At 70.4% G+C, this 22,875-nt stretch carries 25 protein-coding genes and 2 pseudogenes; 2 read left to right on the top strand and 25 right to left on the bottom strand.

Annotated elements, in window-relative coordinates; all coding sequences use genetic code 11:
- Positions 1-4: 4 nt before the first annotated feature.
- From ASF32_RS09355 to ASF32_RS09285, 15 genes and pseudogenes are all read right to left on the bottom strand, one after another.
- The gene (locus ASF32_RS09355) at positions 5-472 is read right to left on the bottom strand and encodes a cytochrome c-type biogenesis protein (RefSeq protein ID WP_056426861.1); all 468 of its coding nucleotides are present in this window, start codon (positions 470-472) and stop codon (positions 5-7) included.
- Positions 469-2,478, bottom strand: a complete 2,010-nt coding sequence (locus tag ASF32_RS09350) for a heme lyase CcmF/NrfE family subunit (RefSeq protein WP_056426858.1) — start codon at positions 2,476-2,478, stop codon at positions 469-471. The genes ASF32_RS09355 and ASF32_RS09350 overlap by 4 nt, the downstream gene beginning before the upstream one ends.
- A gap of 31 nt (positions 2,479-2,509) precedes the next feature.
- Complete coding sequence (gene ccmE / locus ASF32_RS09345; RefSeq protein WP_056426855.1) at positions 2,510-3,031, bottom strand: cytochrome c maturation protein CcmE; 522 nt, start codon at positions 3,029-3,031, stop codon at positions 2,510-2,512.
- A gap of 205 nt (positions 3,032-3,236) precedes the next feature.
- Positions 3,237-4,751 carry a c-type cytochrome biogenesis protein CcmI gene (ccmI, locus tag ASF32_RS09340; RefSeq protein ID WP_056426852.1) on the bottom strand — a complete coding sequence of 505 codons (1,515 nt, stop codon included), beginning with the start codon at positions 4,749-4,751 and terminating at the stop codon, positions 3,237-3,239.
- Between the two features lie 165 nt (positions 4,752-4,916).
- The gene (locus ASF32_RS09335) at positions 4,917-6,332 is read right to left on the bottom strand and encodes a sensor histidine kinase (protein WP_056426850.1); all 1,416 of its coding nucleotides are present in this window, start codon (positions 6,330-6,332) and stop codon (positions 4,917-4,919) included.
- 350 nt (positions 6,333-6,682) lie between these two features.
- Positions 6,683-7,156 (bottom strand): annotated as a pseudogene (locus ASF32_RS09330) (RES domain-containing protein); the annotation flags it as partial.
- The gene (locus ASF32_RS09325; protein WP_056426848.1) at positions 7,153-7,605 is read right to left on the bottom strand and encodes an antitoxin Xre/MbcA/ParS toxin-binding domain-containing protein; all 453 of its coding nucleotides are present in this window, start codon (positions 7,603-7,605) and stop codon (positions 7,153-7,155) included. The pseudogene ASF32_RS09330 and the gene ASF32_RS09325, both read right to left, overlap by 4 nt.
- 76 nt (positions 7,606-7,681) lie before the next feature.
- On the bottom strand, positions 7,682-8,359 hold the full coding sequence (locus tag ASF32_RS09320) for a response regulator transcription factor (protein ID WP_056143225.1): 678 nt from the start codon (positions 8,357-8,359) through the stop codon (positions 7,682-7,684).
- 68 nt (positions 8,360-8,427) lie between these two features.
- Positions 8,428-8,802, bottom strand: a complete 375-nt coding sequence (locus ASF32_RS09315) for a PepSY domain-containing protein (RefSeq protein ID WP_056426845.1) — start codon at positions 8,800-8,802, stop codon at positions 8,428-8,430.
- Positions 8,803-8,945: 143 nt separating this feature from the next.
- Complete coding sequence (locus tag ASF32_RS09310; protein ID WP_056426842.1) at positions 8,946-9,152, bottom strand: hypothetical protein; 207 nt, start codon at positions 9,150-9,152, stop codon at positions 8,946-8,948.
- An 87-nt stretch (positions 9,153-9,239) separates the two neighbouring features.
- Positions 9,240-9,590 (bottom strand): hypothetical protein, encoded by a 351-nt coding sequence (locus tag ASF32_RS09305; RefSeq protein ID WP_056426839.1) that lies wholly within the window; start codon positions 9,588-9,590, stop codon positions 9,240-9,242.
- Positions 9,591-9,996: 406 nt separating this feature from the next.
- Positions 9,997-10,521, bottom strand: coding sequence for a hypothetical protein (locus tag ASF32_RS09300; RefSeq protein WP_056426836.1), 525 nt, complete (start codon positions 10,519-10,521; stop codon positions 9,997-9,999).
- A 41-nt stretch (positions 10,522-10,562) separates the two neighbouring features.
- A complete protein-coding gene (locus ASF32_RS09295; protein WP_056426833.1) occupies positions 10,563-11,258 on the bottom strand; it encodes a lysozyme in 696 nt (231 codons plus the stop codon).
- Positions 11,259-11,337: 79 nt separating this feature from the next.
- The gene (locus tag ASF32_RS09290; RefSeq protein WP_056426829.1) at positions 11,338-12,903 is read right to left on the bottom strand and encodes a DUF2793 domain-containing protein; all 1,566 of its coding nucleotides are present in this window, start codon (positions 12,901-12,903) and stop codon (positions 11,338-11,340) included.
- A 25-nt stretch (positions 12,904-12,928) separates the two neighbouring features.
- The gene (locus ASF32_RS09285; protein WP_056426826.1) at positions 12,929-16,837 is read right to left on the bottom strand and encodes a glycoside hydrolase/phage tail family protein; all 3,909 of its coding nucleotides are present in this window, start codon (positions 16,835-16,837) and stop codon (positions 12,929-12,931) included.
- Positions 16,838-16,919: 82 nt separating this feature from the next.
- Here ASF32_RS09285 and ASF32_RS09280 point away from each other — a divergent pair, with 82 nt between their 5' ends.
- On the top strand, positions 16,920-17,261 hold the full coding sequence (locus tag ASF32_RS09280; RefSeq protein WP_056426823.1) for a type II toxin-antitoxin system RelE/ParE family toxin: 342 nt from the start codon (positions 16,920-16,922) through the stop codon (positions 17,259-17,261).
- Entirely contained in the window at positions 17,258-17,539 is a 282-nt protein-coding gene (locus tag ASF32_RS09275; RefSeq protein WP_056426820.1) for an XRE family transcriptional regulator, read from the top strand. Before ASF32_RS09280 ends, ASF32_RS09275 begins: the two co-directional genes overlap by 4 nt.
- On the opposite strand, the gene ASF32_RS09270 is transcribed toward ASF32_RS09275, so the two are convergent.
- The 10 genes and pseudogenes from ASF32_RS09270 to ASF32_RS09220 form a co-directional block, all read right to left on the bottom strand.
- The gene (locus ASF32_RS09270; protein WP_056426817.1) at positions 17,523-17,999 is read right to left on the bottom strand and encodes an NlpC/P60 family protein; all 477 of its coding nucleotides are present in this window, start codon (positions 17,997-17,999) and stop codon (positions 17,523-17,525) included. The genes ASF32_RS09275 and ASF32_RS09270 overlap by 17 nt on opposite strands.
- Before the next feature lie 19 nt (positions 18,000-18,018).
- A pseudogene (locus ASF32_RS09265) lies at positions 18,019-18,913 on the bottom strand (DUF2163 domain-containing protein).
- 15 nt (positions 18,914-18,928) lie between these two features.
- Positions 18,929-19,564: a DUF2460 domain-containing protein gene (locus tag ASF32_RS09260; protein ID WP_056426813.1), complete on the bottom strand. Its 636-nt coding sequence runs from the start codon at positions 19,562-19,564 to the stop codon at positions 18,929-18,931.
- Between the two features lie 73 nt (positions 19,565-19,637).
- Positions 19,638-20,210 carry a phage tail tape measure protein gene (locus tag ASF32_RS09255; RefSeq protein WP_056426811.1) on the bottom strand — a complete coding sequence of 191 codons (573 nt, stop codon included), beginning with the start codon at positions 20,208-20,210 and terminating at the stop codon, positions 19,638-19,640.
- Between the two features lie 253 nt (positions 20,211-20,463).
- The gene (locus tag ASF32_RS09245) at positions 20,464-20,682 is read right to left on the bottom strand and encodes a phage tail assembly chaperone (protein ID WP_056426805.1); all 219 of its coding nucleotides are present in this window, start codon (positions 20,680-20,682) and stop codon (positions 20,464-20,466) included.
- Positions 20,679-21,002, bottom strand: coding sequence for a gene transfer agent family protein (locus tag ASF32_RS09240; RefSeq protein ID WP_018045759.1), 324 nt, complete (start codon positions 21,000-21,002; stop codon positions 20,679-20,681). The genes ASF32_RS09245 and ASF32_RS09240 overlap by 4 nt, the downstream gene beginning before the upstream one ends.
- Positions 21,002-21,409 (bottom strand): phage major tail protein, TP901-1 family, encoded by a 408-nt coding sequence (locus ASF32_RS09235; protein ID WP_056426803.1) that lies wholly within the window; start codon positions 21,407-21,409, stop codon positions 21,002-21,004. The genes ASF32_RS09240 and ASF32_RS09235 overlap by 1 nt, the downstream gene beginning before the upstream one ends.
- Positions 21,410-21,470: 61 nt before the next feature.
- Entirely contained in the window at positions 21,471-21,911 is a 441-nt protein-coding gene (locus tag ASF32_RS09230) for a DUF3168 domain-containing protein (protein WP_056426800.1), read from the bottom strand.
- 1 nt (position 21,912) lies between these two features.
- Positions 21,913-22,254, bottom strand: a complete 342-nt coding sequence (locus ASF32_RS09225; protein WP_056426797.1) for a phage head closure protein — start codon at positions 22,252-22,254, stop codon at positions 21,913-21,915.
- Positions 22,255-22,277: 23 nt separating this feature from the next.
- The gene (locus tag ASF32_RS09220; RefSeq protein WP_056426794.1) at positions 22,278-22,838 is read right to left on the bottom strand and encodes a phage head-tail connector protein; all 561 of its coding nucleotides are present in this window, start codon (positions 22,836-22,838) and stop codon (positions 22,278-22,280) included.
- Positions 22,839-22,875 lie beyond the last annotated feature (37 nt).

Here is a 22,875-nt window from a genome sequence, read left to right as displayed (position 1 = left end):
TCCGTCAGTCGCGTCGGGTAAGGGCGGCGATCTCGGCTTCTTCCGCAGGGCTCAGCTTGGTCTCGTGTTCCGCACGCCGACGGGACAGACGCCAGAGGCCGAAAACCCCGAGGCCGAGGGCCATCAGGGGCGTCAGCCAAAGCAGCAACGTGTGCAGGGCAAGGACCGGGCGCAGCAGGACATACTCGCCATAGCGGCCGACGACGTAATCCTGCACCTGCCTGTCATCGTCGCCCGCCTTGAGCCGCTCGCGCACGATCAACCGCAGGTCGCGCGCCAGGGGAGCATCGGAATCGTCGATGGACTGGTTCTGGCAGACGAGGCAGCGCAGGCCCGACGAGATATCGCGCGCCCGCGCTTCGAGCTTCGCGTCCGGCAGGACTTCGTCCGGCTGGACGGCCAGGGTCGTGCCCGTCGAGCCGGCGAGAAGCGCCAGGGCGACGAACAGGCGGGGAAGACGAGCCGCGCTCATTCGGCGGGGGCCATGGTGCCGGGCATGGTCTTGGCCTTCTCCTTGGCCCGTGCGGGCGCTCCCACCCGCATCCTGCGGTCGGTGAGGGACACCGCCCCGCCCAGCGCCATGACCACGGAACCGAGCCAGATCAGCAGCACCAGGGGCTTGTAGTAGAGCCGCAGGCCGATGGCCCCGCCGGGGACCATCTCGCCGAGGCTGGCATAGACCTGACTGACCCCGACGGTGAGCAACCCGGATTCCGTCACGTTCATCTTGCGGCTGGGATAGAAGCGCTTGCCCGTCTCCACGGTGCCGATGAAGTCACCGGCCGTGTTGCGGATGGTCAGGAAAGCCGTCGTCTCCTCGTAATTCTCGCCCGTGCGCGGGCCGACCCGGTCGAGGGTGGCCACGTAGGGGCCGGAGGTGAGGGACTCGCCCGGCTTCACCGTGCTCAGGGCCTCCGTGGCCCAACCCTGCGCCGCGATGCCCAGAACCACGATTCCGACGCCCGCATGGGCCAGCGCGGTCCCCCAGGCCGAGCGCGGCAGGCCGATGGCCCGTCGCATGACGGCGCTGACCGTCCGTGCCCGGCTGTTGCCGTAGCCGCGAGCCCGCGACACGATCTCCATGGCCGAACCGACGACCAGGTAGGCACCGAGGCCGATGCCGATGGGCGCCATCATCGGGCCGCCCCAGGTCCAGGCGAGCACCGCGAGGCCGATGGCGAGGGCGACACCCATGGCGGCGAACAGGCGCTGCGAGGCTGCGTGCACGTCGCCGCGCTTCCAGGCCAGGGTCTGGCCGAAGGGGACGATGAGGAGGAGCGGAATCGCCAGGGGGATGAAGGTGTAGTTGAAGAAGGGCGGCCCCACCGAGATCTTCTCGGAGGTCAGGGATTCGAGCAGCAACGGGTAGAGCGTGCCGACGAAGACGGTGGCGCAGGCGGCGGCGAGGAACAGGTTGTTCATCACCAGGGCGCCCTCGCGTGAGATCGGCGCGAACAGGCCGCCCTGCCGCAGCATCGGCGCCCGCCAGGCGAAGAGGCTGAGCGAGCCGCCGATGAACAGGATCAGGATGGCGAGGATGAAGACGCCGCGCGTCGGGTCGGTGGCGAAGGAATGCACCGAGGTGAGGACGCCCGAGCGGACGATGAAGGTGCCGAGCAGCGACAGCGAGAACGTGAGGATGGCGAGCAGCACCGTCCAGACCTTGAGCGCATCGCGCTTCTCCATCACCACGGTGGAATGGAGCAGCGCCGTGCCCGCGAGCCAGGGCATCAGCGAGGCGTTCTCCACCGGATCCCAGAACCACCAGCCGCCCCAGCCGAGTTCGTAATAGGCCCAGTACGAGCCCATCGCGATACCCAGGGTCAGGAAGCTCCAGGCGATCAGCGTCCAGGGACGCACGGCGCGGGCCCAGACCGCGTCGATGCGGCCGTCGATCAGCGCCGCGATGGCGAAGGCGAAGGTGATCGAGAAGCCCACATAGCCGACGTAGAGGAGGGGCGGATGGATCGCGAGGCCGAAATCCTGCAGCAGCGGATTGAGGTCGTTGCCCTCGATCGGCGCCGGGCTCACCCGCATGAACGGGTTCGAGGTCGTGATGATGAACAGCACGAAGACGAAGGTGACGAGACCCTGGACCGCCAGGGTGTTGGCACGGAGCACCGGCGGAACCGAGTTCCGGGACACCGCGACCAGGGCGCCGAACAGGGCCAGGATGAGGACCCAGAGCAGCATCGAGCCCTCATGGTTCCCCCACACGCCCGAGAGCTTGTAGAGGAAGGGCTTGGCCGTGTGCGAATTCTCGATCACGTTCTGGACCGAGAAGTCTGACGTGGCATGGGCGTAGGTGAGCGCCCCGAACGAGAACAGGATGCAGGCGAAGGTGCCGAGCGCTGCCGGAGTGGCCACGGCGCGCAGGGCCGCGTCCCCCGAGCGGGCGGCCCAGACCGGCATCACCGCCTGGACCAGGGAAAGCGCCAGCGCCAATGCCAGCGCGAAATGTCCGACTTCGATCAGCACGTCGGATTGTCCTTCCTCAGGGTCATACCGGTCATCGTTCGCTGCGTCGTCCGAGCGTCGGCTCGCCGTCGGCGGTCTTCACGCCCTCGGCGGCTTTCCCGGCGGGGGCTGCCTTGGAGCCGCCCTCCTGCCACCGGCCCTGCGCCTTGAGCGCATCGGCGACCTCGCGGGGCATGTAGGATTCGTCGTGCTTGGCCAGCACGGTGTCGGCGCGGAAGATGCCGCCCGGCTCGAGCCGCCCTTCGGCGACGATCCCCTGGCCCTCGCGGAACAGGTCGGGAAGCAACCCGCGATACTGCACCTGGACCGTCGCGTTGGTGTCGGTCACGGCAAAATCGATGTTCTGGTCGGGGCCACGCTGGAGCGAGCCCTCCTTCACCAGCCCGCCGAGGCGGAAGCGGGTGCCCGGCGCCACACCCTGCGCGGTCACCTCGGTGGGTGACCGGAAGAACACGATCGACCCACTCATGGCGGACAGGATCAGGCCGAGGGCCAGCGCGAGCACGGCACCGCAGGCGGCGATCAGGATCAGGCGGCGGCTCTTGCGAGTCACAAGTTTCGTCCCGTTTCTGTTCCGGCGCCTCGTGAACGGGCGCTCGGTCGGCGCGGAAGGGCAGATCCGGCTGTCCTGTCGTCTGGCCAGTGGTCCGGTATAATTTAGGTTTCTGGCGTAACTCGGGTTTCGGCCCCATGACAGTCCGGGTCAAGACCCGTGGCCGGGGCGGATTGTCAGGGGGCGTCCTTCGTCGCAGCCCGGATTACGGCTTGTCGTTGCCTCCGCGCAGGCCGAGTTCCTGGGCCAGGATGTCAAGCTTTTCCATGGCGCGGGCATCCGGGCTGAGGGCCATGCGACCGCGATCGAGGGCATGGCTCGCCTGCTGGCGTTCACCCAATACGCTGTACGAACGCACGAGACGCAGCCAATCATCCACCGTGCCGCCCTTCGAGGCGAGCCGCCGGTCGAGGCCGGCGACCATGCCGCGGATGGCGGCGTCCCGCTCGGGCGCCGGCATCGCCTTCACGGCAGCCACGGCGGCATCCGTCCCGGCGCGCTCTGCCGCATCGGCGGCGGTCACCGGCGGAGCCGCCGGTGCCGTAGCGAGGCCGAACTCCCGTGCGAGTTCATCGAGCTTGGCCCCGGCCCCAGCTTCGCTGCCGACCGCGTTCCGCGCCCGGTCGAGGGCCGCCTTCATCTTTTCGCGATCTCCCAGCACGCCGTAGGACCGGACGAGGCGGACCCACTCGTCGGCGGTGCCCCCCTTCTCGGTCAGGCGCCGGTCGAGCCCGTCGACCATGCCCCGGATCGCCGCGTCGCGATTGGCGGCGGGCATCGCCTGCAGGTCCGCCGCAGCGCTGGAATCGGGAGCCTTGGCGGCAGGACCGGGCTTGGCGGCCGTGGCCGGCGCCTCGCCGTTCAGGCGGGTGAGCGTCTCGCGCACCAGGGGCAGCCAGGGCGCATCGGCCGGGGCGCTCTCCATCAGGGTGGTCAGCTGGCGGACCGCGCCGGGGATGTCGCCCTCGAGTTCGGCGGCGCGCGCCAGGTAGAAACGCGGCTTGGCGGCGCCGGCATCGAGGCTCGCCGCGCGTTCGAAGATCTCCTTCGCCCGGGGCGTCACGGTCCCGTTGGCGCCGGCGACGAGGGCCTCGCCCCAATCGGAGAGGCGCTGCGGCGACTCGCCGAGCAGGCGGGTGGCGGCCTCATAGGCATGGGCCGCATCGTCGAACCGTCCGAGGCGGACATAGACCGGCGCGAGCACCGACCAGCCGCGGCCGTCGCTCGGATCGCTGGCGAGCCGCGCCTCGATCTGCCCGATGGCCTTCAGCATGTCCTGCCCGCCGGACTGCACCGCCTGCCGGTCGGAGGCCGTCTGGGACGGCATGTGAGGCGAGCCGTAGAGCCCGTAGGCGATGAGCGCCACGAGCGGGATCGTCGACAGTGCGAAGGCCGAGGCCGCGCGGCGCTGGCGCAGGGCGGGCTCGGCCATCCCATCGGAGACGGCTTCGGGGTTCTCCCGGCTGGCACGAAGGAGGCGGCGGGCCGCCTCGGTGCGGGCCGCGTCGGCCTCGGCGGGCGCGATCAACCCGCGCGTCAGGTCGCGCTCGATCTCGCGGAGCTGGTCCTCATAGAACGCGGTTTCGGTGGACAGCGCTCCGGCCGGAGGCGGGGGAGCGGCATCCGCCCGCCGTGCCTTGGACCACAGCGACATCGGCCAGAGCAATGCCAGCACGGTGCCCCCCGTCATCACCGCCAAAATGAACCAGATCGCCGTCATCGCACCCCAAACTCGCAGCATCGCATGTAAGCGCCGGACGAGCCTGAACGCAGGGACCGGTTCGGCGACACGGTGTCACGTGAACCTGTGCCGTGTCGGAAGTCGCCGACCCGAGGGGCACGCCCGTCTGAAACACCATTCGGGGCGTTTCGCATAGTCCGGCGCTCATCCGGCGCTGGCATTCGGTGCGTCTCCGGGCACCTCGATCACGGCCCGGACGCCGCCGAGCTGGGCTTCCTCCAGGCGGAAACGGCCACGATAGAGGGCCGCCAGATCGGCCACGATGGAGAGGCCGAGGCCCGAGCCGGGTTTGGTCTCGTCGAGCCTCTGTCCACGGCCCAGCACCGCCGCGCGGTCTTCCGGCTGCAGGCCCGGCCCGTCATCCTCGATGGAGACGAGAAGGTGGGGATAATGGTGCTCGCTTACCGTTTCCGCCCGGATCGAGACGCGGCTGCGCGCCCATTTCGAGGCGTTGTCGACGAGGTTGCCGATCATCTCCTCGAAATCCTGGCGCTCGCCGCGAAAGCGCAGACCCGGCGGGACATGGACCTCGTAGGCGATGTCCTTGTCGCGGTAGATCTTGCCGAAGGTGCGCACGAGGCCTGCGAGCGCCGGCTCCACCTCGGTGGAGGTGCCGAGGGTGCCGGCCAAAGCCGCCGCCCGCGCCCGGTCGAGATGGTAGTTCACCTGGTCGCGCATCACCGCCGCCTGCTCGCGGATCTTCGCGGCGAGGTCGTCCGACGCGTCGCTGGCGCCGACCTCGTTGACGATGATCGATAGCGGCGTCTTCAGGGCGTGGGCGAGGTTGCCCACCTGCGTGCGCGCCCGCTCCAGGATCTCGCGGTTGGTCTCGATCAGGAGGTTCACCTCGCCGGCGAGAGGGGCGATGTCGCGGGGATACTCGCCGCCGATCCGGTCGGCCTCGCCCCGGCGGATCGCCCCGAGCGCCGTGCGGAGCTTGGCCAGGGGCGCCAGGCCGAAGCGGATCTGCAGCAGCGTCGTCAGCGCCAGGAACAGGCCGAGCAGGCCGAACGTCACCATCAGCGAGAAGCGGAAGCGGCCGACATCGTTCTCGATCTCGTCGGCGGGGCCGGCGACGCGCACGGTGTAGCGTCCCTCCTCGCCGAGATCGACGTCGCGCTCGATGATGCGTAGCGGCCGGTCGTCCTGGGCCTTGCCGTAGCCCTGGCGGATCTGGCCGATCCCGGCATTGTTGTCCGGCGTGCCGGCCGGCTTCAGCGGCACGCCGACGAGGGAGCGCGAGGTGCGCAGGTCGCGCGGGCGCGCATCCGGCCGCCCCACCTGCCAGTACCAGCCCGAGAGGGGCAGGTCGAAGCGCGGGTCGCTCAGGTTGAAGGAGCGGCTCTCGGGATCGTTGGGCGAGACGAGATCGGTGGCGAGGTTGTTGGCATAGACGAGGAGCCGGCTGTCGAAGGAACGCTCGGTGTTCTCGCGGTAGAGCGTGGTGAGGATCCAGGCCGCGATCAGCAGGATCGCCGAACTCGCGATCAGAGCCGAGCCCGCCAGGCGCACGGCGATGGAGCGCCGCCGGAACGGCAGCCAGGAGGGAAAGGCGGTCACACTCGTCTCGTCGTCATGATGGTGCGGCGGTTCCGCTCTGGTTGAAAGACGTGTCGTACCGTCTGTACCATCATCCGAATGGAGATGCGGCGATGGCCTTCGACATCGATGATCCCGAGACCGAACTGCTTGTGAGAACCCTGGCGGAGCGCTGGGGCGTTTCGTCCGACGAGGCGATCAGGCGTGCGGTTGCCCGCGAGTTACAAGAGACGTCACCGCAAGAGACGTCACGGATCCAGGTTCGGACCGTCGCCGAACTCGCCGATAGCGGAGAGGGCGTCGTGCGGCCCGGCGGATTGGACCGGCCGCGATGAGGCCGTTGGTGCTGAAGTAGGGTTGCCCGGCCGCTCGAACAGGCGGTTGTCCCACCAGCATGGCTGATGAAGCCCCACCGTAATCCTGCCGAAATCCGGATGGTCCGGGTTGATGAGGATATTGGTGCTCACGCGCGCCACGACGCTCGGGACGAACAGAAGCAGCGACCGGCGAGAGCGGTGCCAAGTTTCACCGAAGGTCCGCGACGCGTTGCAATCGGGATGATCCCATCCCGGCACCGCAGGTTGGGACAGCACCTCGTAGGAGAGACCGGCCGACAGGAGGATCTCGACGTAGTGCTGGTTGGGTGGAAGCCGTCCGCTGCCGTGGACGAGCTTTTCGAGCATGGATGTGGAGTAGTCGGCCGACGCATAGATCATCGGGCTTGCCGGTGTGTTCCAGCGGCCGGGGAAAAGGCGTGACCCCGTCGGATCGAAGATTGCGTACTCGCCGTCGGGATCCCCGATTCGATAGGCCTTCTGTGCCTGCGTGAGCGTCTGACCGCTCACGCAGCGGAGCCATATTTGAGCCGGCCGAGGACGGCCTCCACGCGTGGTCCGCCGAACTCGGATTCCAGCGCGACTTCGAGGGGCGGCCGGTTCTCGAGGAGAGGATGAGGGCGGTGTAGGAAGTCCCGGGCGGCGTCATCCGATTTCCAGACATCACGGGCCATCGCCCAGACCTTCGCCAGGCGCACCACCTTCGCACTCTCATGCGGGGTCAGCCTCGCCTTCGCCTCCGCGCGGCGGCGGTTGAGCGTAGCGCGTGCCACGAAGTTGAAGGCGAAAGTCCGATCGTCGGGAGCGACGGCGGAGGCGAGCCGATCGACGGAAGCCACCGGCAACCCCGCCGTGACCTGCGCGATGACATTCGCGTCCGTGCTTTCGCCGGACCTCGGCCCTTCGAATCCGAGAACGTCGGCAACGGCCACCCCGCTGTCCATGTCGTAGCTCGCCATGTCGCACTCCCGTCTCATCTGAGCCGATTATGGGGCTCAGATGAGACGGGGGCAAGATCCGCCGAAGTTCTACCCCCTACACCCGCGGCGCGGGCTGGTTCGGGTCGACGAGGTAGCCGAGGCCGCGCACGGTCTGGATCAGGTCCACAGCGAGCTTCTTGCGGAGGCGGCCGACGAAGACCTCGATCGTATTGGAATCCCTGTCGAAATCCTGGTCGTAGAGATGCTCCGTCAACTCGGCGCGGGAGACCACGCGGCCGGTATGGTGCATCAGGTAGGCGAGCAGGCGGTATTCGTGGCTCGTGAGCTTGATCGGGTTGCCGTCGACATAGACGCGGCCCGAGCGGGTATCGAGCACGACGGGCCCGCAGGAGATCTGGCTCGTGGCGTGGCCGGTGGCGCGGCGCAGGAGCGCGCGTACGCGGGCCATCAGCTCTTCCATGTGGAAGGGCTTGGTCACGTAATCGTCGGCCCCGGCATCGAACCCGTCGACCTTGTCCGACCAGCGGTCGCGGGCGGTGAGGATGATGACCGGCGTCTTGATGCCGGCGCGGCGCCATTTCTGCAGCACGGTGACGCCGTCCGCCTTTGGCAGGCCCATGTCGAGGATGATCGCGTCGTAGGGTTCGCTCTCGCCGAGATAGGCGCCCTCTTCGCCGTCGAAGGCCTTGTCGGCGACGTAGCCGGCCTCCTCGAGCGCGCTGACCACTTGCCGGTTGATGTCCCGGTCATCCTCGACGACGAGCAGACGCACTGCGATTCACTCCCAAGATGAGGCGGCGGTGAAGCCCCCGTCGCGGAGAACGATAGGCGCCCCCGCCTTTATTTGCCGATAACCCGTCCGGTGGTGGCATCCACCAACACGTGGACGAACTGTCCGTCCCGGCGCAAGGCCGTCAGGAGATAGGCGAGGCCCTCCCCGTGCCGGCAGAGCCGGGCGCGCTGGATCTCGGCCCGGGAGATCACCGTCCTGGCGGCGCGGATCGCGGCCACCGGCTCGATCACCCGCTTGTCCGCCACCGCCTCGCGCAGGTCCGCCGGGCTGAGACAGCTCTCGCTCGGCGGGACCACGTGCATCGGCGCCGAGACCTCGGCCGTACCGGGCGTCATCGTCTCTTCCGCCAGCGTGCGAATCGGCCCCGTCGCGAAAGCCGCGACGGTCAGGCCGATGAACAGCAGGGCGAGGAGGATGCGCATGAGATGAGTCAATGGTCTTCGGGCACTGAATGCGCCCTGAATGCGGGTTCGGCCGGGCCCCGATCCCGAACGATCGGATCGTGGCGCGGCGGGATGAGAGCGGGCAAGCCGATCGTGCCCCCTCCGGTTCCCGAAACGGGCGGTCACGAGCGGCCTTCGCCGTGGAGAACCGCAGGTTGCAGGCTCGCCCGCAAGGCGATGCCGAGGAGGCGGTGACAATCGACGTGCTCGAGGGCGGCCCTGCGCAGGTCGGTCATCGAGAGCTCGAATCCGGTCTCCGCCGCCCGGAGGCGCCCGGAGGCGGCGCGCAGGCGTGGGGAGGGCGGGAAGAAGCGGGCGAGACGGTTCATCGGGGTGAGCTCCCATCCATGGGTAAAGGGGAACGGGCAAAGAAGCACGAGGCGCGATGAGCGCCGCGCGGGGGGAAAGCCGGGGCGTCATCGGCCCTCGTGGCGGGTTTCCGAGAGGCGGCGCAGGATTTCGTCGAACTTCTCCCGCGCCCGCTCGTCGCCGCGATCGACACCGCGCGAGATCTCGCCGGCCAGCCGGGACAGGTCCTCGAGCACGCGCGTGCGGCTCTCGATGGCCAAAGCCACGGCCGAGTTCGCCTGCGAGGCCCGTTCCAGAGCCGTCGCCGTGGCGCCGGCCTCGCCGATCCGGGCTTCCTGCGCCCGGCCCACCTCCCGGTAGAGATGCAGGCAGGCGAAGCCGAGAAGGGCGGCGACGATCCAGCCCGCGCCCTCCTCCGAGAACAGCAGTCGGGCGGCTTCGAGTGCGATCCTGTCCATGGGAACCTCCCCTCCGCTGCCCCGAATGGGCTCACCCATCTGCTCGAAGGCTGTTCGCTCTTTCCAAGCAGGTCCGCGACCTAAGGCGCGCCGGGTGCCCTCTCCTCGCATTCAGGGCGACCGCATATGCCGATTTGCCTGTCAGAAACCCGCTGGCACCACCCCGTCATCCCGGGTCCGCGCAGCGGAGCCCGGGATCCAGAAACACAAGTGATGCAGGACTTTACACTGTCGGCGGCTCTGGATTGCACGCCTCCGGCGCGGCCCTCCGGGTCCGGGCTCGCCTGTGGCGACCCGGAATGACGGCGTGGTATCATATGCGATCGCCCTGCCTTCCAGGAGAGGGCTCGCCAGCGCAGCCCGCGAGAAGTGTGACTATCGCAGCCCTCGGTCCACGGAACGCAGCTCAGACCGGGGACACCGCGCCCTGTCCCGCCCGCAGGGCATCGAGGGCGGGGGGCAGGGTGTTGCCGGTCGTGGCCTCCTCATCGAGGGGCAGGCTGCGGAAGACCTTCTCCGCGAGACCCTCCGCCCCGCCCGCCGCCGTCACCAGCCAGGCCGGCGCCTGGTCGAGGGCCCGTTGAACCGCGCGTGCGATCACGGCCGAGCCCACCGGCACCGACAGGGTCCGTCCGCGTACGGCGCCGGCCACGGCATTGATCGCGTAATCGCCGACATTGCGCACGAGACGCTCGACCAGGGTGGTCGTGATCAGAACCTGCAACGGGCCGGCGATCCGCGCCAATGCGGCGGTCGCCGCGGTGATCGCCAGGGGCACCAGGAAGGCGGTGACGATCTGGGCGAGGGCGATCGCGGCATCGCCCCAGGGCAGGAGGATGGCGGCTTCCGCCGTCGCCGCCATGCAGGGCGAGGCGGCGCAGGAGGAAAGCAGCACGGCAAGGCCGCCGAGGACGAGGAACGAGGGTTTCATGACGATCTCCGGGATGCGGCGGGGGAGCGGGCTTTTCGGGATCAGGCCCCCGGGCCGAACAGGGCCCGGAGGGACGCCGTGAACCGAGCCCAGGCACTGGCGGGCGCGACGCTCCGCTGCGGCGGCGCGGTCCGAATCGAAGGCGTGCGGGGGAGGGGGCGGCGCTCGGAGCCGACGGCCGGGCCTGTCAGGAGTCCCGGCCCTGCTTCCGGTTGCTCCCGCGCCGGGCTCGCGGGCAGTGGGGTCGTCTCGGCCGGGCGCGGGATGACGGCGGGATCGGTGGAGCGGGCGCGCGGCAGGGAGGTTGCGTAGGGCGTGCGGAACTGGTCGTACTCGGCCCTCCGGCGCGGGATCAGGGAGGCGGGCCGGTTCCACATCAGGATCGCCTCGGCGGCCCCCGCGCGGTCCCCGGCCTTCAGGCGGCGCACGACGGTCGAGCGCCGGAACGCGCCTTCGCCGATGTTGAAGCAGAGGGAGACCAGGGCATCGAAGGCATGGTCGGGTAGATCGCTTGGCACCACCGCCGCGACGGTGCGCACGAAGCGGCCGACATCGCGGGCGAAGACGGCGTCGCATTCCGCCGCGGTCAGACGCAGGCCCTGTGTCACCGCGGGCGGCCCCGCCGCGCTGGTATGGCCGATTCCGATGGTCCAGATGCCGACGGAATCGCGGTAGGCGTCGAGGCGCCGGCCTTCGCGGGCGACGAGCACGGCACTGCCGATGGCGCTGAGGTCCATGGTTCACTCCGGGTCTGGAACGGGGGAGAGGCGTCGTCCGGCGACGCGCGATCCGGGAGGGCACCGCCTCCCGGGCGGTTCAGGGCACGGAGAGGCCCCAGAACGTCGTGTCGGCGGCGAGGATGCCGCCCTCGGCGCCGGTGAACTGCGCGAACACCTCCACGGTGTCGCCCGCCGCCAGGGCGAGGGTCGCCGTGAGAGCGAGGGTCGAGACGCCGTCGACCAGGCCGGTCACGCCCGCCCGGTGGCGCGGGGACGCCGCGCCGTTGCGGTAGAACCGGGCCTGGAGCGCGGTGGGCGCGGCGTTGCCGCTTTTGCGGAAGGCGAGGCCCGCGCCGAACGTGTAGGTGCCGGCCTCGGGGGCGACGAACCGGTTCGCCGCGGGCACGAACGCGCCCTGGTCGTTCACCTCGGCGGTGTTGAACGCCACCTTCGCCCAGGCGCCCGCCGGAATCGTCATGTCGGCGGCCATGGCGGCTGCGAACCGGGGCAGGTCGGTGAGGCGGGACCAGCGCGTCCCGTCATAGACCTTGAACGCGGTGGCGGTGCCGTCGAACAGGATCTGCCCGGGTGCGAGCCCTGCGCTCGGCGTGCCGGTGCGGGGGATGAGTTCGAGGGCGCCGTTGCCCCTGAACTTGACCACGGACCGGCGTGACCTCGTGCCGATTTCCGTCGTCTGGAAATCGACGAACGTGCCCTGCGCCGTGGCGGTGAAATCCTCTTCGGCGACACCGTTGAAGGTGACCATGTAGCCGGAGAACCCGCCCGCCGCATGGTAGCCACGGCCGAAGAAACCGAAGAATCGGTCTCCCGCGAGGATGCCCGTCGGGGCGGCCGGGGTGCCGCGGGCGATGCGCGTCGTGATGTTCACCACCGGCGCGCCCAGGCTGTAGGATTCGAGCTGGATCAGGGCGGCACTCGACGAGCCCGAGACGGAGATCGGAGCACCCGGCACCGGGCCGCCCGGCGACGCGGCCGAACCGAAACCGACGAAGCCGTTATTCGCCTGGGCCCGCCAGGCATGGGCCCAGTTCGTCCCATCCGCCGAGACTTTCACGGACAGGCCATCGTCGGCGATCAGGCCGATCTCGGCGCGCGCCGAGAATCCGGTCTGGAGCAGCAGCGACAGCACGTTGCCCGTGGCAGCCTTGTTCAGGGCGAAGCGCAGGTCGCCGGTGCCGCCCTCCGCCATGCCGCGCGCCGTCCACAGGGCCTTGTTGAGCTTGGCCGCGAACGGGTTCTCCGCATCCGCCTCGGTGCCGAGGCCGAGCAGGGCGAGGCTCTGCAGGGCCGAGATCGTGCGGGAGAGGGCGCTCCAGGCGGTGCCGTCGAAACGGTAGAACGCGTCCTCGTCGGCCAGATAGGCGAGCCACCCGGCTCTCGGCGCGAGGCCGTTCCAGACGCCGTCATGGAAATGGACGATGTGGCCGGAGAGCCCGGTCCAGGCGCCGGTGGGCGCAGCGTCGGCGACGAGGTAGCGGTCTCCCTCGGTGGGCGAGGAGGGCGGGGACGTCAGGTCCTTGTCGAGGCAGGCGAGCTGCACGAGGGTATCGAGGGCCGCCAGGGCCTCGTTATGGGTCACGTGCTTTCCCGCCTGCCCCGCCGCGATCAGCGGCAGGGCGAGGTTGGCCGTCATCTGCGACATGGTGGAGCTCCGGATCGGTGGGCGCTCAGGCGGAGCGCACGGGCAGGATGGCGCGGCGGCCGGGGCCAAGGCCGGTGAGCGCGCCGATCGGGGCGACGCTCACGTCGAGGTGGGTCTGCGTCGCGCCGAAATCGGCGCTCTCGTCGGCGGCGAGGTAGAGGAGCGCCGGCTCGGTCGTCCGAACGGTTCGGAGGATCGATCCGTCCGGCGCGTGGATCGAGACCTCGTAGGTCTCGCCCGCCTCGTCATGCGGGATCTCCACCGGCTCCCAGCCATCCGCGTCCCGCCGCGCCCGGCGGAGCCAGGCCAGCCGGATTCCCTCCGCCTCGCGGCGTGCGGTCAGGTGCACCGGCGCGAGGGGGCGGAGCGGCAGCAGGCCGGCGCTCGCCTGCAGCTCGACATGGCTCGGATCGCCGGGGTCGCGGGCGGCCGGCCCGATCCGGTAACGGAACGGCCGGCCGGCCTCGTCGAGCCGCTCCACCAGGGGCACGACCGCCCCGTCGTCGAGGCGCACGACGAGGCAGCCGGCCGGATTCGCGCGCCGGCTGAGATCCTCGCTCCCCATCAGGCCGCGCAGCAGGCGGCTGAGGCGGTAGGTGCCGGGACCGATCAGCTCGGCGCCGGCCGCCGCGATGATCTCGACCCCGCCATCGCTGCCCACCAGGGCGAAGAGGTTGCCGCCCGCCAGAACGTCGCTCTCGGCGATGGAGGAGAGGGCGCCGGCATGGCGCAGGCGCAGATCGAGCCGGGTCCCCCGGTCGAAGCGCCAGAGCGGTCCCGGCGGCAGCGGGGTCAGCGTCTCGCCGAGGCAGGCGGGGTAATCGACGATGCGGTGCAGGCCGAGCGGCCCGTCCGTCCCGGCGGAGCGCCAGACGGCCATCTCACCGGGCCAGGGATCGGCCGAGACGGCGAGATATTGGAGGATGGTCGGGCTGCCTCTGTCCACCGGCAGGTCGAGCACGCGGGCGAAGGGGCGCCCGGCCATGGATGGCGGCGGCCTGTGGGCTTTCCCGTCGGGGCTGCGATAGGCGTCGCGGCGGAACCCCTGGGCCGGGACCGCACGGGTCTCGATCCGCCGCGCGCCGGCACTGTCGGCGATCCGCACGATCCGGTGGGGGAGCCGGGCCCCGGGCAGGGCCAGGAGGTCGCCCGGCACCAGGTCGATCCGGCGCGGGCTCACCGCGAAACCCGCGCTGTCGCGCCCGGCAATGGCCATGTCGAGGAGCGCCTCGGCCAGCGCTTCCGCGCTCTCCCGGCGCGTGACGATGGGGGCGTCGGCGTTGCTTTCGCGCCGTCTCAGGCCGGTGGGACGGATCGCCGAGGCGCTGGCTTTCCGGTAATCCGCGCTCTCCCCGTCGCAGAAGCCGAGGGTGAGCGCGCGCGGCAGCTCGAATTCTTCGGCGCGGACGAAGCTGAGCGGCGCCCGGTCCCGCTCCGTCAGCACCAGATCGGCGGCCGCGAGGGCGATCGGGCGCTCGCGGCGCGGGCCGCGAATGTCGAGCCTGCCACCCACCGCCGAGACGTCGAGCCCGTAGATCCGGGCCAGGGGCTCCAGGGCGCCGCGCGCAGAGATCGGCCGGTCGATGACGTAGCCGTCGAGCCAGGCATCGGCGGCGATCCGGGCCGGCGCGGTGATGCCGAGATCGGCGAGGATCGCGCGGATCAGGCGGTCGAGCTCCAGCCCCTCGATCCGTCCTGTGATCCAATGACCCAGGGACCAGTTCTCCGCATCCGCCCAGACCGTGTCGAAATCCGGGAAGGCCGGGAAGGGCCGCGCATCCCAGCACCAGACGAAGACCGACTCGGCGGCGACCATCGGGCCGCCATAGACGGGCGAGACCGGGTTGTGAGCCGGCTCGAAACCCGGCAGCGCCGCATCGAAGCGGGTCAGGATGGCGGCGAGGCCACGGGCCTGGATCAGGTCGTCGCGACGATTGGCGGAGAAGGGCGGCGCGGCGTTCTCGGAGGATTTCGCATCGGGAAAGACGTTGGGGCCGTTGGTGCCCCTGTCTACGGCGGGCACGCCGATTTCGGTGAGCCAGATCGGCTTGGATTGGGGAATCCAGGCGGTGGTGCCGGTCTCGACCCCGCCGTCGCGCTCGCGATGCGGGTTCGACCACCAGGAGACGAGGTCCTTGGCCCGGTAGATCCAGGGCTTGGCCGCCGCGCCGTCGGTGATGGGGGTGCGCCGTTGCGCCCGCCGGTCGGCGTCGTCGGCATAGTACCAGTCGAAGGCCTCGCCGGCCCCGAGGCGGCGCTTGAGATAGGCCGTGTCGTAGAGGCTGTCGGTCTCGGCGAGGTCGGCATGGCCCTCGCCGTCGCGCCAGTCACTGATCGGCGGGTAATAGTCGATGCCCACCGCCGCGATGGCGGGATCGGCGAAGAGCGCGTCGAGGGGGAACCGCACGGTGGCCCCGCCGTCGCTGACATGGGCGCCGTACTCGGTCCAATCGGCCGCGTAGACCAGGGCCACGCCGGCCCCGAGGCGGGCGCGCACCTCCTGGGCCAGGGCCGTGAACGCCTCCACGGCCGGATAGCGCCCGGCCTCGCCCCGCACGCGGGTGAGGCTCGGGAACTCGCTGCCGATGATGAAGCCGGAGAGTGAAACGCCGTCGGCCGCCCAGCCGGCGGCAAGGTCGGCATAATGGAGAAGGAAGCGGCGATAGCCGTCCGGGTTCTGGAAGAAGGCCGCCACTTGCGCTGCCGCAACGGCGGTCCCGTCCGGGCTTCCCGGCTGGCCGGGGGCCGGCGCGCAGGTGATACGGCCCCGCCAGGGATAGGGCGGCTGATGGAGCGCGCCCGCGTCGCGCGGATCGGGCAGGCCGTTGCCGGCGGGCACGTCCATCATCACGAACGGGTAGAGCACGACCTCGAGACCGCGGCGGCGCAACTCGGCGACGAGGCGGCCGAGCCCGGCATCGGAGGGCGTGCCGCCATAGGCCGCACCTCCCATGGGCGCGGTCGAGACCGTCTCCACCTCATCGCGGGCCAACCCGGCGACGCTCCATGTGTCGCCGAGGGTCGCCTTGTCCGGCCGGTCGACCTTGGGCGTCACCGTGCATCGGCCCGCGCGCAGGTCGCTGCCGAACCAGCTCGCCACCACCGAGACGCGGGCGAGGCGCGGGCACAGGGCCTGGAGCGCGTCGAGGGAGGCGGTGACGTCGCTCGCCTCCTGGAACTGGAACCGGTTGGCGGCCCGCGTGGTGCCGAAACCCGCATCCTCGGTGACGAGGCGGGGGTCGAGGCCGAATTCCGTCGAGCCGGGAATGAGGCAGACGGCGCGGACCATCCCGGCGAGCCCCTCCACGGGGCGGATCACCTCGAAGGCCAGCTGCGGCACCCGGTTGCCGAACTCGGCGAGCGCCAGACGCTCGAACACGACATAGGCAAGGCCGCGATAGGCCGGTGCTCGGTCCGCGCCTTCCTTGGCGACGATCAACGGATCGGGCGCCTGGTCGGCCCCGCCCCGGTGCAGGCGGTAATTCAGGGTGGTGAGGTCGATCTCGCGGCCATCGGCCCAGACCCGGCGGACATGGGCGATCTCGCCTTCGCACAGCCCCACCGCGAGGTCGGCGAAATACGCATAGGTCGTGGTCACGGTCTTCTGGCCGGCGCCGCCCTTGCCCCCGGACGCGGCGCGCTGGACGCTGGTATTGGCCACTTCCAGCGGGCGCGTCGCCCAGATCAGGGTGCCGCCCACCTTGGCGCGGCCATAGACCCGCTTGATCGGCTCGCCCTCCGTGGAGGACAGCCCGGCCACATCGGTCAGGCGCGGGCCTTCGACGAAGCGCGGCCCGGCCCGCGCTCCGAACAGGGCGCTGTCGATCGCACCACCGGCCACGGCGCCGAGCGTGCCGAGCACGGCCCCGCCGATCGGCCCGCCGAGCGCGGTCCCCAGAGCCGCCCCGGCTGTCTGCAGGATGAGCGTGGCCATGCGGGAGGGCTCCGGGAGGGAGGGGATGTGTTTGCGCGGCCGCTCTCCTTGGCTCGCCATACAAAATCTTGTATAGAGAGGCGTGGCAGAGCGATCCAAAGACGTTGTGTTTGTCGGTAACTCGCTCGATCAGCTCCGGGCGTTTCCGCTTTCGGCTAGGCGCAAGGCTGGACACCAGCTCGACAGAGTGCAGGCGGGCCACGAACCCGATGATTGGAAGCCGATGACTTCAATCGGAGTTGGTGTCCGAGAGATTCGCCTGCACGAGGCGACGGGAGCCTACCGGGTCATCTACATCGCCAAGCTGGCGGACGCCGTCTTCGTCTTGCATTGTTTCAAGAAGGCGACACAGAAAACGAGTCCCAAGGACATCGCGGTCGCCAAAAGCCGCTACGAGACTTTGATCAGGGACATGACACGATGATCGGACAGGCATTTTCGAGCGTCTGGGACGCGATCGAGGACAGTTCGGCCGAGGCCGAAAACATGAAGCTTCGCTCTTCGCTCATGATCGCGTTGCAGAACCACATCGTGGGCGAAGGTTTGAGCCAGACTGAGGCCGCCAAAATTCTCGGTGTGACGCAGCCGCGCATCTCGGATCTGATGCGTGGCAAGATCGATCTGTTCGCAATCGATTCCCTCGTGAACATGCTGGGCGCGGTCGGTCTTCACGTCGAGATGCGCGTCAGCAAGGCAGCCTGAGTTTCCGAGGCGGGAACGCATCCGGAAACCGGAACACATGCGCCAGGTGACGGCGCCACCATCGCGTGAGGGTGACTTCCGTCACCGCCGCGCCGTCATGGGCGTGGATCATCGTCCCATCCCCGCTCGCGATCGCGCAGTGCTTTGCTGGCAAATGAGAGCGGAAGGCGAAGAGCAGGACGTCGGCTGCTCTCGGTGTGTAGCCGCTCAGAGGATCGCGCACGGCGGCGAGATGGCGGCGGGCGGCCTCCGCCATCGGGTCGCTGCCGGGGAGGGCGGATTCCGCCCATGAGGCCGAATAAGGCGGCGCGGTCTCTGGCTCCGGCCCGAGGAGCCCGCGCCAGATTCCCCGGACCAACCCGAGGCAATCGCAGCCGACGCCCTTGAGCGAGGCCTGATGCCGGTAGGGCGTGCCGATCCAGGCCCGTGCCTCGGCGACGATCCGGTCGGAACTTCGCATAACCAATTCCTTTGCCGGCTCAACGGAACAGACTGCCGCCGTCGAGGGCGGTACTGGAACCCGGGATGGCGCGCATGACGAAGTCGTTGCCGGGCATGTGCGGGAATCCCTGGAAGTTCACCGCATTGGCGAAGACCGCCGCACAGGTGGAGAGGCGCTTGTCGCAGCCGGCCGTCAGGGTGAACCGGTCCCCGGCGGCCATGGCGCGGGGCGGCTCCTGCCAAAGTTCGATCCGGACGCCGCCCTCGGACTGCCGGTGCGCCCGGACGTCGTTGGCGAGGCCGGCATTCGCGCCCGAATCCCAGCTGAGCCGTCCGCCCGTGAAGGTGCCCTCGGCGAAAATCCCCGCCAGGGTGGCTGGCATGTCGCCCGGTGTCGCCGGCGCGAGAACGGTCCCGGTGGTGCGGTAGCGCGGGTCGGCGAGGTCGACGCGGCAGCGTGCATCACCGAGATCCGCCCCGCAGGTGGCGCGGAAGGTCCGGCCGCGCTCCTCGTCGAGGCGGTCCATCAGCCCACGCAGTTCCGCGACGAAGGCGGTGCCCGCCCGGCGGATCTCGCCGATGGTCCCGACATCGAGGAGGAGCCGCGTTCCCGGATCGGTCCAATCCACGAGCCAGGTCTCGATGCCGGCCGCGTCGTAGAGCCCACCCGCCACGTCCGCGTCGGCGATGCCGAGCGAGGTCAGCGCCCCGGCGACCTCGCCGCCGCCCACCGCGAAGCCGAGCTCCGCGCTCGCCTCGGCGGCCTCTAACCCCGAGCGCGCGGTGAAGGTGATGCCGGAGAAGGCGAGGTCGCGGTCATGGTCGGTAAAGCCGAGGGTGAGGCCGTCGCGCCGGGTTCAGAGACCAGCAATGGCACAGGGTGGTGGACCCGCCGGCGAGATGCGCGGCGAGGGCGGCGGGGATGTCGCGCATGAATCCAAGCTCCGGTCAGGGCACGATCTCGATGAGCGGCACGTTCGGGATGTCGCCGGCGCTGAAAGCCTGGAGGTCCACACTGAGATCGTCGGTGTCGAAACGGACGGGCACGTCGAACCAGAACCCCGCCGTCACCGGTGCGCCCGCGGCGGGGGCCGTCGCCAGGGTCACGAGGCCCGTGGTGCCGTCGCAGGTGAAGGCTGATGCCGGCCGCTCGACACCGGTCACCGCCACCCGCACGGTCTCCGCCACCGGCTTGGCGATGAGGCGGCGATAGGGCAGCGGCCCGGTGCCGTAGGTCTTGGCGAGGGCAAACACCCGCGTCGTGCCGTCCCCGAGGCCGAGAGGCTGGTCGCCCGGCCCCACCGCCTGGCTCGGCGGCCCCGAGCGATGGTCGATCCTGTCGCGATAGCGGAAGCCGTAGAGGCGCCCGCGTCTTTCCTCGAAGAAGGCCAGGACCGCGTGCAGGGCGTCGAGGGTGCGGATGCCGAGGCCCGCATCGTAGCGCCGCCGCGAATCGGCCCAGCGGCTGTTGCGATGCTCGCGCCCCGAGGCGAGGGTCACGATCTCTGTGAGCCGGCTCGGCCCGCCGCTGCCGCGCAGGGCCACGTCGAGGGGAAAGCGGACCTCATGGAAATCACCGGCCATGGCGGGCCTCCCTAGATGGTGTTCAGGATGCCGTGGTTGTTCAGGATGCGCGCCGGCCCCGCGTCGTTCTCGCTCAGGACGCGCGCCGGCCCCGCGCTACGGCGCGGGCGAGGGCGGCGGCCACCTGCGCCTCCGAGCGGCGGAAGCTCTCCGCATCCGGCGTCGCGATATGGACGGTGACGGAGACCGGCTGCCCCGAAGCGCCGCCGGCGACCCCGAGGCGCCCGTCGCTGCCGCGCGCGAGGGGCAGGATCGCCTCCGGCCCGGCCTCGCCCATCAGGCCCGTCCCGTCGCGCATCGGGAAGTAGGTGGGGGCGGCCACCACGCCGCCGCTGCCGAAGGGGCGCACCCGGCCTCCAGCGATCACGCCGCCCTTCGCGAAGGCCGCGCTCGATGCGCCGGAATTGATGAGGCTCTTCACCAAGGATTCGATGCCGCCCTTCACCGGGTCGAGGACGGCCTTGCCCGCCATGCCGGCGAGCTTGGTGACGAGGGAGGTCAGCGCCCCATCGAGCTGCTTGGCCGGGCCGACCGTGCTGATGAAGGCCTTGCTCAGGCTGTCGCCGAACTTCTGGGCCAGATTGTCCAGGGTGCTCAACTGCTTGGTCCGCGCGGCGATGGCGCGGTCGATCTCGGTCTCGGCCATGGTCGGCTCCTGTCATCCGCTTCTCAGGGGCTCGGTTCTCCCCGCCCCCATCCTATCCACCGACCTCATCCTGAGGTGCCGCAGCGCAGCGAAGGCCTCGAAGGAGGGCTCCAGAAGCCGCAGAGGGGGCTGGAGGGCTCCTTCGAGGCGGCTGTCGCCGCACCTCAGGATGAGGTGGTTTTTTTGAAAAAGAGGTCCCTCATAGGCAGCGCGGCTCGCGTGGGAGCCGGGCTTCATCGAAGGCCGAACCACGTCACGACGGGTCGGGATAGGCATTCATCAGCCGCCGCAGGTCGGCGGCGCTGGCCGCGTCGCGGCGGCTAGAGCCTCCGAGTGCGGCCATCAATTCGCGGGGCGTCGCCGCCCAGAAGTCGCGCGGGCTCCAGCGCAGGGCGTTCAGGCCCAGGGCCATGGCCTCGTCCCACGGGAAGGCGGAGGGAGCCTCCGGCCCGATCCCGCCCGTGGGGCTCAAGGGTCCGGCGTCTCGGCTCCGAAGGCGGCGGCCAGGGCCTCGCCGAGGGCCGTGGCGATGGGCTCGATCCCGCCCGAGAGTGGCAGCCGCGCCACCGCCGCGTCGTCGAGATCGTGGCCGCCGCCGCGCAGGGTCGCGCCGAGGAGCGCGATGAGGTCGCGGCTGGCGAGACGGCCTTCGGCGAAGCGGCCCGCGAGGCCGGTGAGATCGGTGGCGCCGAGCGCCTCCTCCAGTTCGGCCAGGGCTCCCAGGGTGAGGCACAGGGTGTAGCGCCGGTCCCCGATCGCGACGGAGACCTCTCCGCGCCTGCGGTTCGCCATCACAGGCTCGTAAAGGTGAGGGGACCGGCCGAATCGAGGGCCATGTCGAAGGTCACCTCGCCGGCATGGTCGCCGCGATATTCCAGGCTGGTGATCTGGAACAGGCCCTGGATCGTGCCGAAGGCCGGCACCACGACCTGCAGCGTGTCGATGCTGCCGTCGAAGAACATCTGGCGCAGGCGGGTGTCGGAGGCCTCGTCGCGAAAAACGCCCGAGCCCGAGACGGCCGCGCGGCGCACCCCCGCCCCGGCCAACAGCTCGCGCCAGCGCCCTACGGATTCGGCGCTCGTCACGTCCACGGTCTCGGCGTTGAAGGCGAGCTGCCGGGCGCGCAGGCCGGCCACCGCCGTGAACCCCGTTCCCTCGCTGATCCGGATGAGGAGGTCCTTGCCTTTCTGGGCACTCATGGGGTCGCTCCTTGAAGCGGGTTAGCAAGAGAGGTCGCCGGTTCTGCGGAGCAAAGCCGGCTCAGGAGGTCGGCAGCCGCTCGGTGACGGCCTGGAGGGTGAGGATGGCGCGGGTCTCGCCGCTGCGCTCGTCACGGGCGCAGGCGAGGGATTCGACCCGCAGGACCGACAGCGCATGGCCGGCGGGAGAGAGCAGCGCCTCGTGCAGCAGGGCGGCGGCCCGGCCTGCAGCCTCGATGGCGCCGCGGCTGGAGCCGGGCCTGGCGAAGAGGATCAGCCCGATCCGATGGGTATGGCGCAGCGCGCCGTCGACGGAATCGTCCCGCATCTCGGCGGGTCCGAACAGCGCGTAGACGGGTGCCGCGCCGCGTGGAGGCTCGTCATGGATGCGGACCTCGCCGCCCATGAGCCGGCCGAGCTCCGCGTCGTCGCCGAGGACGGTGAGGATGGCGGCCCGCAGGGCGAGGAGCGGGTTGGCCGGAAGGGACAGGGCGTCGCTCATGTCAGGCCCCCGTCGCTTCGATCAGTTCCTCGACCTCGCAGACGAGGTCGCGCCTGCGCCCGTCGGGATCGCCCGCCGCGCGGATGGCGAAGCGGCGCGAACCGGAGACGAGCCGCATGGCGGGCGTCACGTCCGCCCGGTAGGCGAGGCGGATGCGGTGGGTCGCCACCGCATCCGAGCGGCCGCCGCGCGTGCGCTCGGCATGGCCGGTGGAATCCAGCGTGCCCCACAGGAGCGGGCCGGCCACGAACCGGCGAAGGTGCCCGCCGAACCCGTCCGGGTCGTCGACGAAGCGTTCGAGCACGTAGCGGCGTCGCCGCGCGCCGATGGGCGGGTGCGTCATGACAAGGCTCCGGGATCGGCGGGTTAAAGGCGCATCCGGCGGTGCGGCGCGACGAGCGCCTCCACCATCGGGGCAAGGGTCACCGGCAGGTCGCCCCGATGCTCGAACCCATGCGCCGCCACGAGCCGGATCGCCTGGGCGAGAGCAGAAGGGATCGGCAGACCCGATCCGCCAAACCCGGCATCGACCTCGATCAGGGCGGCGGCCCGGTATAGGGAGGGAAGGGCGGGCGAGACGATCAGCCCCGGCGCTTCCACCGTATCCGGCGCGAGGCGGACGAGGCCGGGGGCGAAGTCCGTGACGGTGCCCGTCGCATCCACCGAGCCGGCGCTCGCCAGGGCGACGAGGGGGCTCAGGGGAAGGGGTACGAACCGGTCCCGGGGCCAGGCCGTGAGCATCACCCGGTAGCGTCCGGGCGCCAGGATGCGCCGCGTCGCGAGCTCCACCATGGCGCGGGACGAGGCGATCAGGCTCTCCACCAGACCGTCCTCGGTGGTGTTGTCCGGGTCGAGCCGCAGGTGGGCGCGCATGTCGGCCAACGTGACCGGCTCGACGATGGCGGCATCGACGCGTATCGGATTCATCGTCGTCTCCGGGTGGGACGGTGAAGGGGATGGGCGG

The sequence above is a fragment of the Methylobacterium sp. Leaf91 genome (assembly GCF_001422815.1).
GTDB lineage: Bacteria > Pseudomonadota > Alphaproteobacteria > Rhizobiales > Beijerinckiaceae > Methylobacterium.
This window is presented reverse-complemented; position numbering and strand designations above follow the sequence as displayed.

Bases quoted from the DNA above. Each gene is read 5' to 3' on its own strand.
- ASF32_RS09355 (WP_056426861.1), bottom strand. From the start codon at position 472: ATGAGCGCGGCTCGTCTTCCCCGCCTGTTCGTCGCCCTGGCGCTTCTC.
- ccmI (WP_056426852.1), bottom strand. From the start codon at position 4,751: ATGACGGCGATCTGGTTCATTTTGGCGGTGATGACGGGGGGCACCGTG.
- ASF32_RS09325 (WP_056426848.1), bottom strand. From the start codon at position 7,605: ATGGCGAGCTACGACATGGACAGCGGGGTGGCCGTTGCCGACGTTCTC.
- ASF32_RS09315 (WP_056426845.1), bottom strand. From the start codon at position 8,802: ATGCGCATCCTCCTCGCCCTGCTGTTCATCGGCCTGACCGTCGCGGCT.
- ASF32_RS09310 (WP_056426842.1), bottom strand. From the start codon at position 9,152: ATGAACCGTCTCGCCCGCTTCTTCCCGCCCTCCCCACGCCTGCGCGCC.
- ASF32_RS09305 (WP_056426839.1), bottom strand. From the start codon at position 9,590: ATGGACAGGATCGCACTCGAAGCCGCCCGACTGCTGTTCTCGGAGGAG.
- ASF32_RS09300 (WP_056426836.1), bottom strand. From the start codon at position 10,521: ATGAAACCCTCGTTCCTCGTCCTCGGCGGCCTTGCCGTGCTGCTTTCC.
- ASF32_RS09295 (WP_056426833.1), bottom strand. From the start codon at position 11,258: ATGGACCTCAGCGCCATCGGCAGTGCCGTGCTCGTCGCCCGCGAAGGC.
- ASF32_RS09290 (WP_056426829.1), bottom strand. From the start codon at position 12,903: ATGTCGCAGATGACGGCCAACCTCGCCCTGCCGCTGATCGCGGCGGGG.
- ASF32_RS09285 (WP_056426826.1), bottom strand. From the start codon at position 16,837: ATGGCCACGCTCATCCTGCAGACAGCCGGGGCGGCTCTGGGGACCGCG.
- ASF32_RS09275 (WP_056426820.1), top strand. From the start codon at position 17,258: ATGATCGGACAGGCATTTTCGAGCGTCTGGGACGCGATCGAGGACAGT.
- ASF32_RS09270 (WP_056426817.1), bottom strand. From the start codon at position 17,999: ATGCGAAGTTCCGACCGGATCGTCGCCGAGGCACGGGCCTGGATCGGC.
- ASF32_RS09260 (WP_056426813.1), bottom strand. From the start codon at position 19,564: ATGGCCGGTGATTTCCATGAGGTCCGCTTTCCCCTCGACGTGGCCCTG.
- ASF32_RS09255 (WP_056426811.1), bottom strand. From the start codon at position 20,210: ATGGCCGAGACCGAGATCGACCGCGCCATCGCCGCGCGGACCAAGCAG.
- ASF32_RS09240 (WP_018045759.1), bottom strand. From the start codon at position 21,002: ATGGCGAACCGCAGGCGCGGAGAGGTCTCCGTCGCGATCGGGGACCGG.
- ASF32_RS09235 (WP_056426803.1), bottom strand. From the start codon at position 21,409: ATGAGTGCCCAGAAAGGCAAGGACCTCCTCATCCGGATCAGCGAGGGA.
- ASF32_RS09230 (WP_056426800.1), bottom strand. From the start codon at position 21,911: ATGAGCGACGCCCTGTCCCTTCCGGCCAACCCGCTCCTCGCCCTGCGG.
- ASF32_RS09225 (WP_056426797.1), bottom strand. From the start codon at position 22,254: ATGACGCACCCGCCCATCGGCGCGCGGCGACGCCGCTACGTGCTCGAA.
- ASF32_RS09220 (WP_056426794.1), bottom strand. From the start codon at position 22,838: ATGAATCCGATACGCGTCGATGCCGCCATCGTCGAGCCGGTCACGTTG.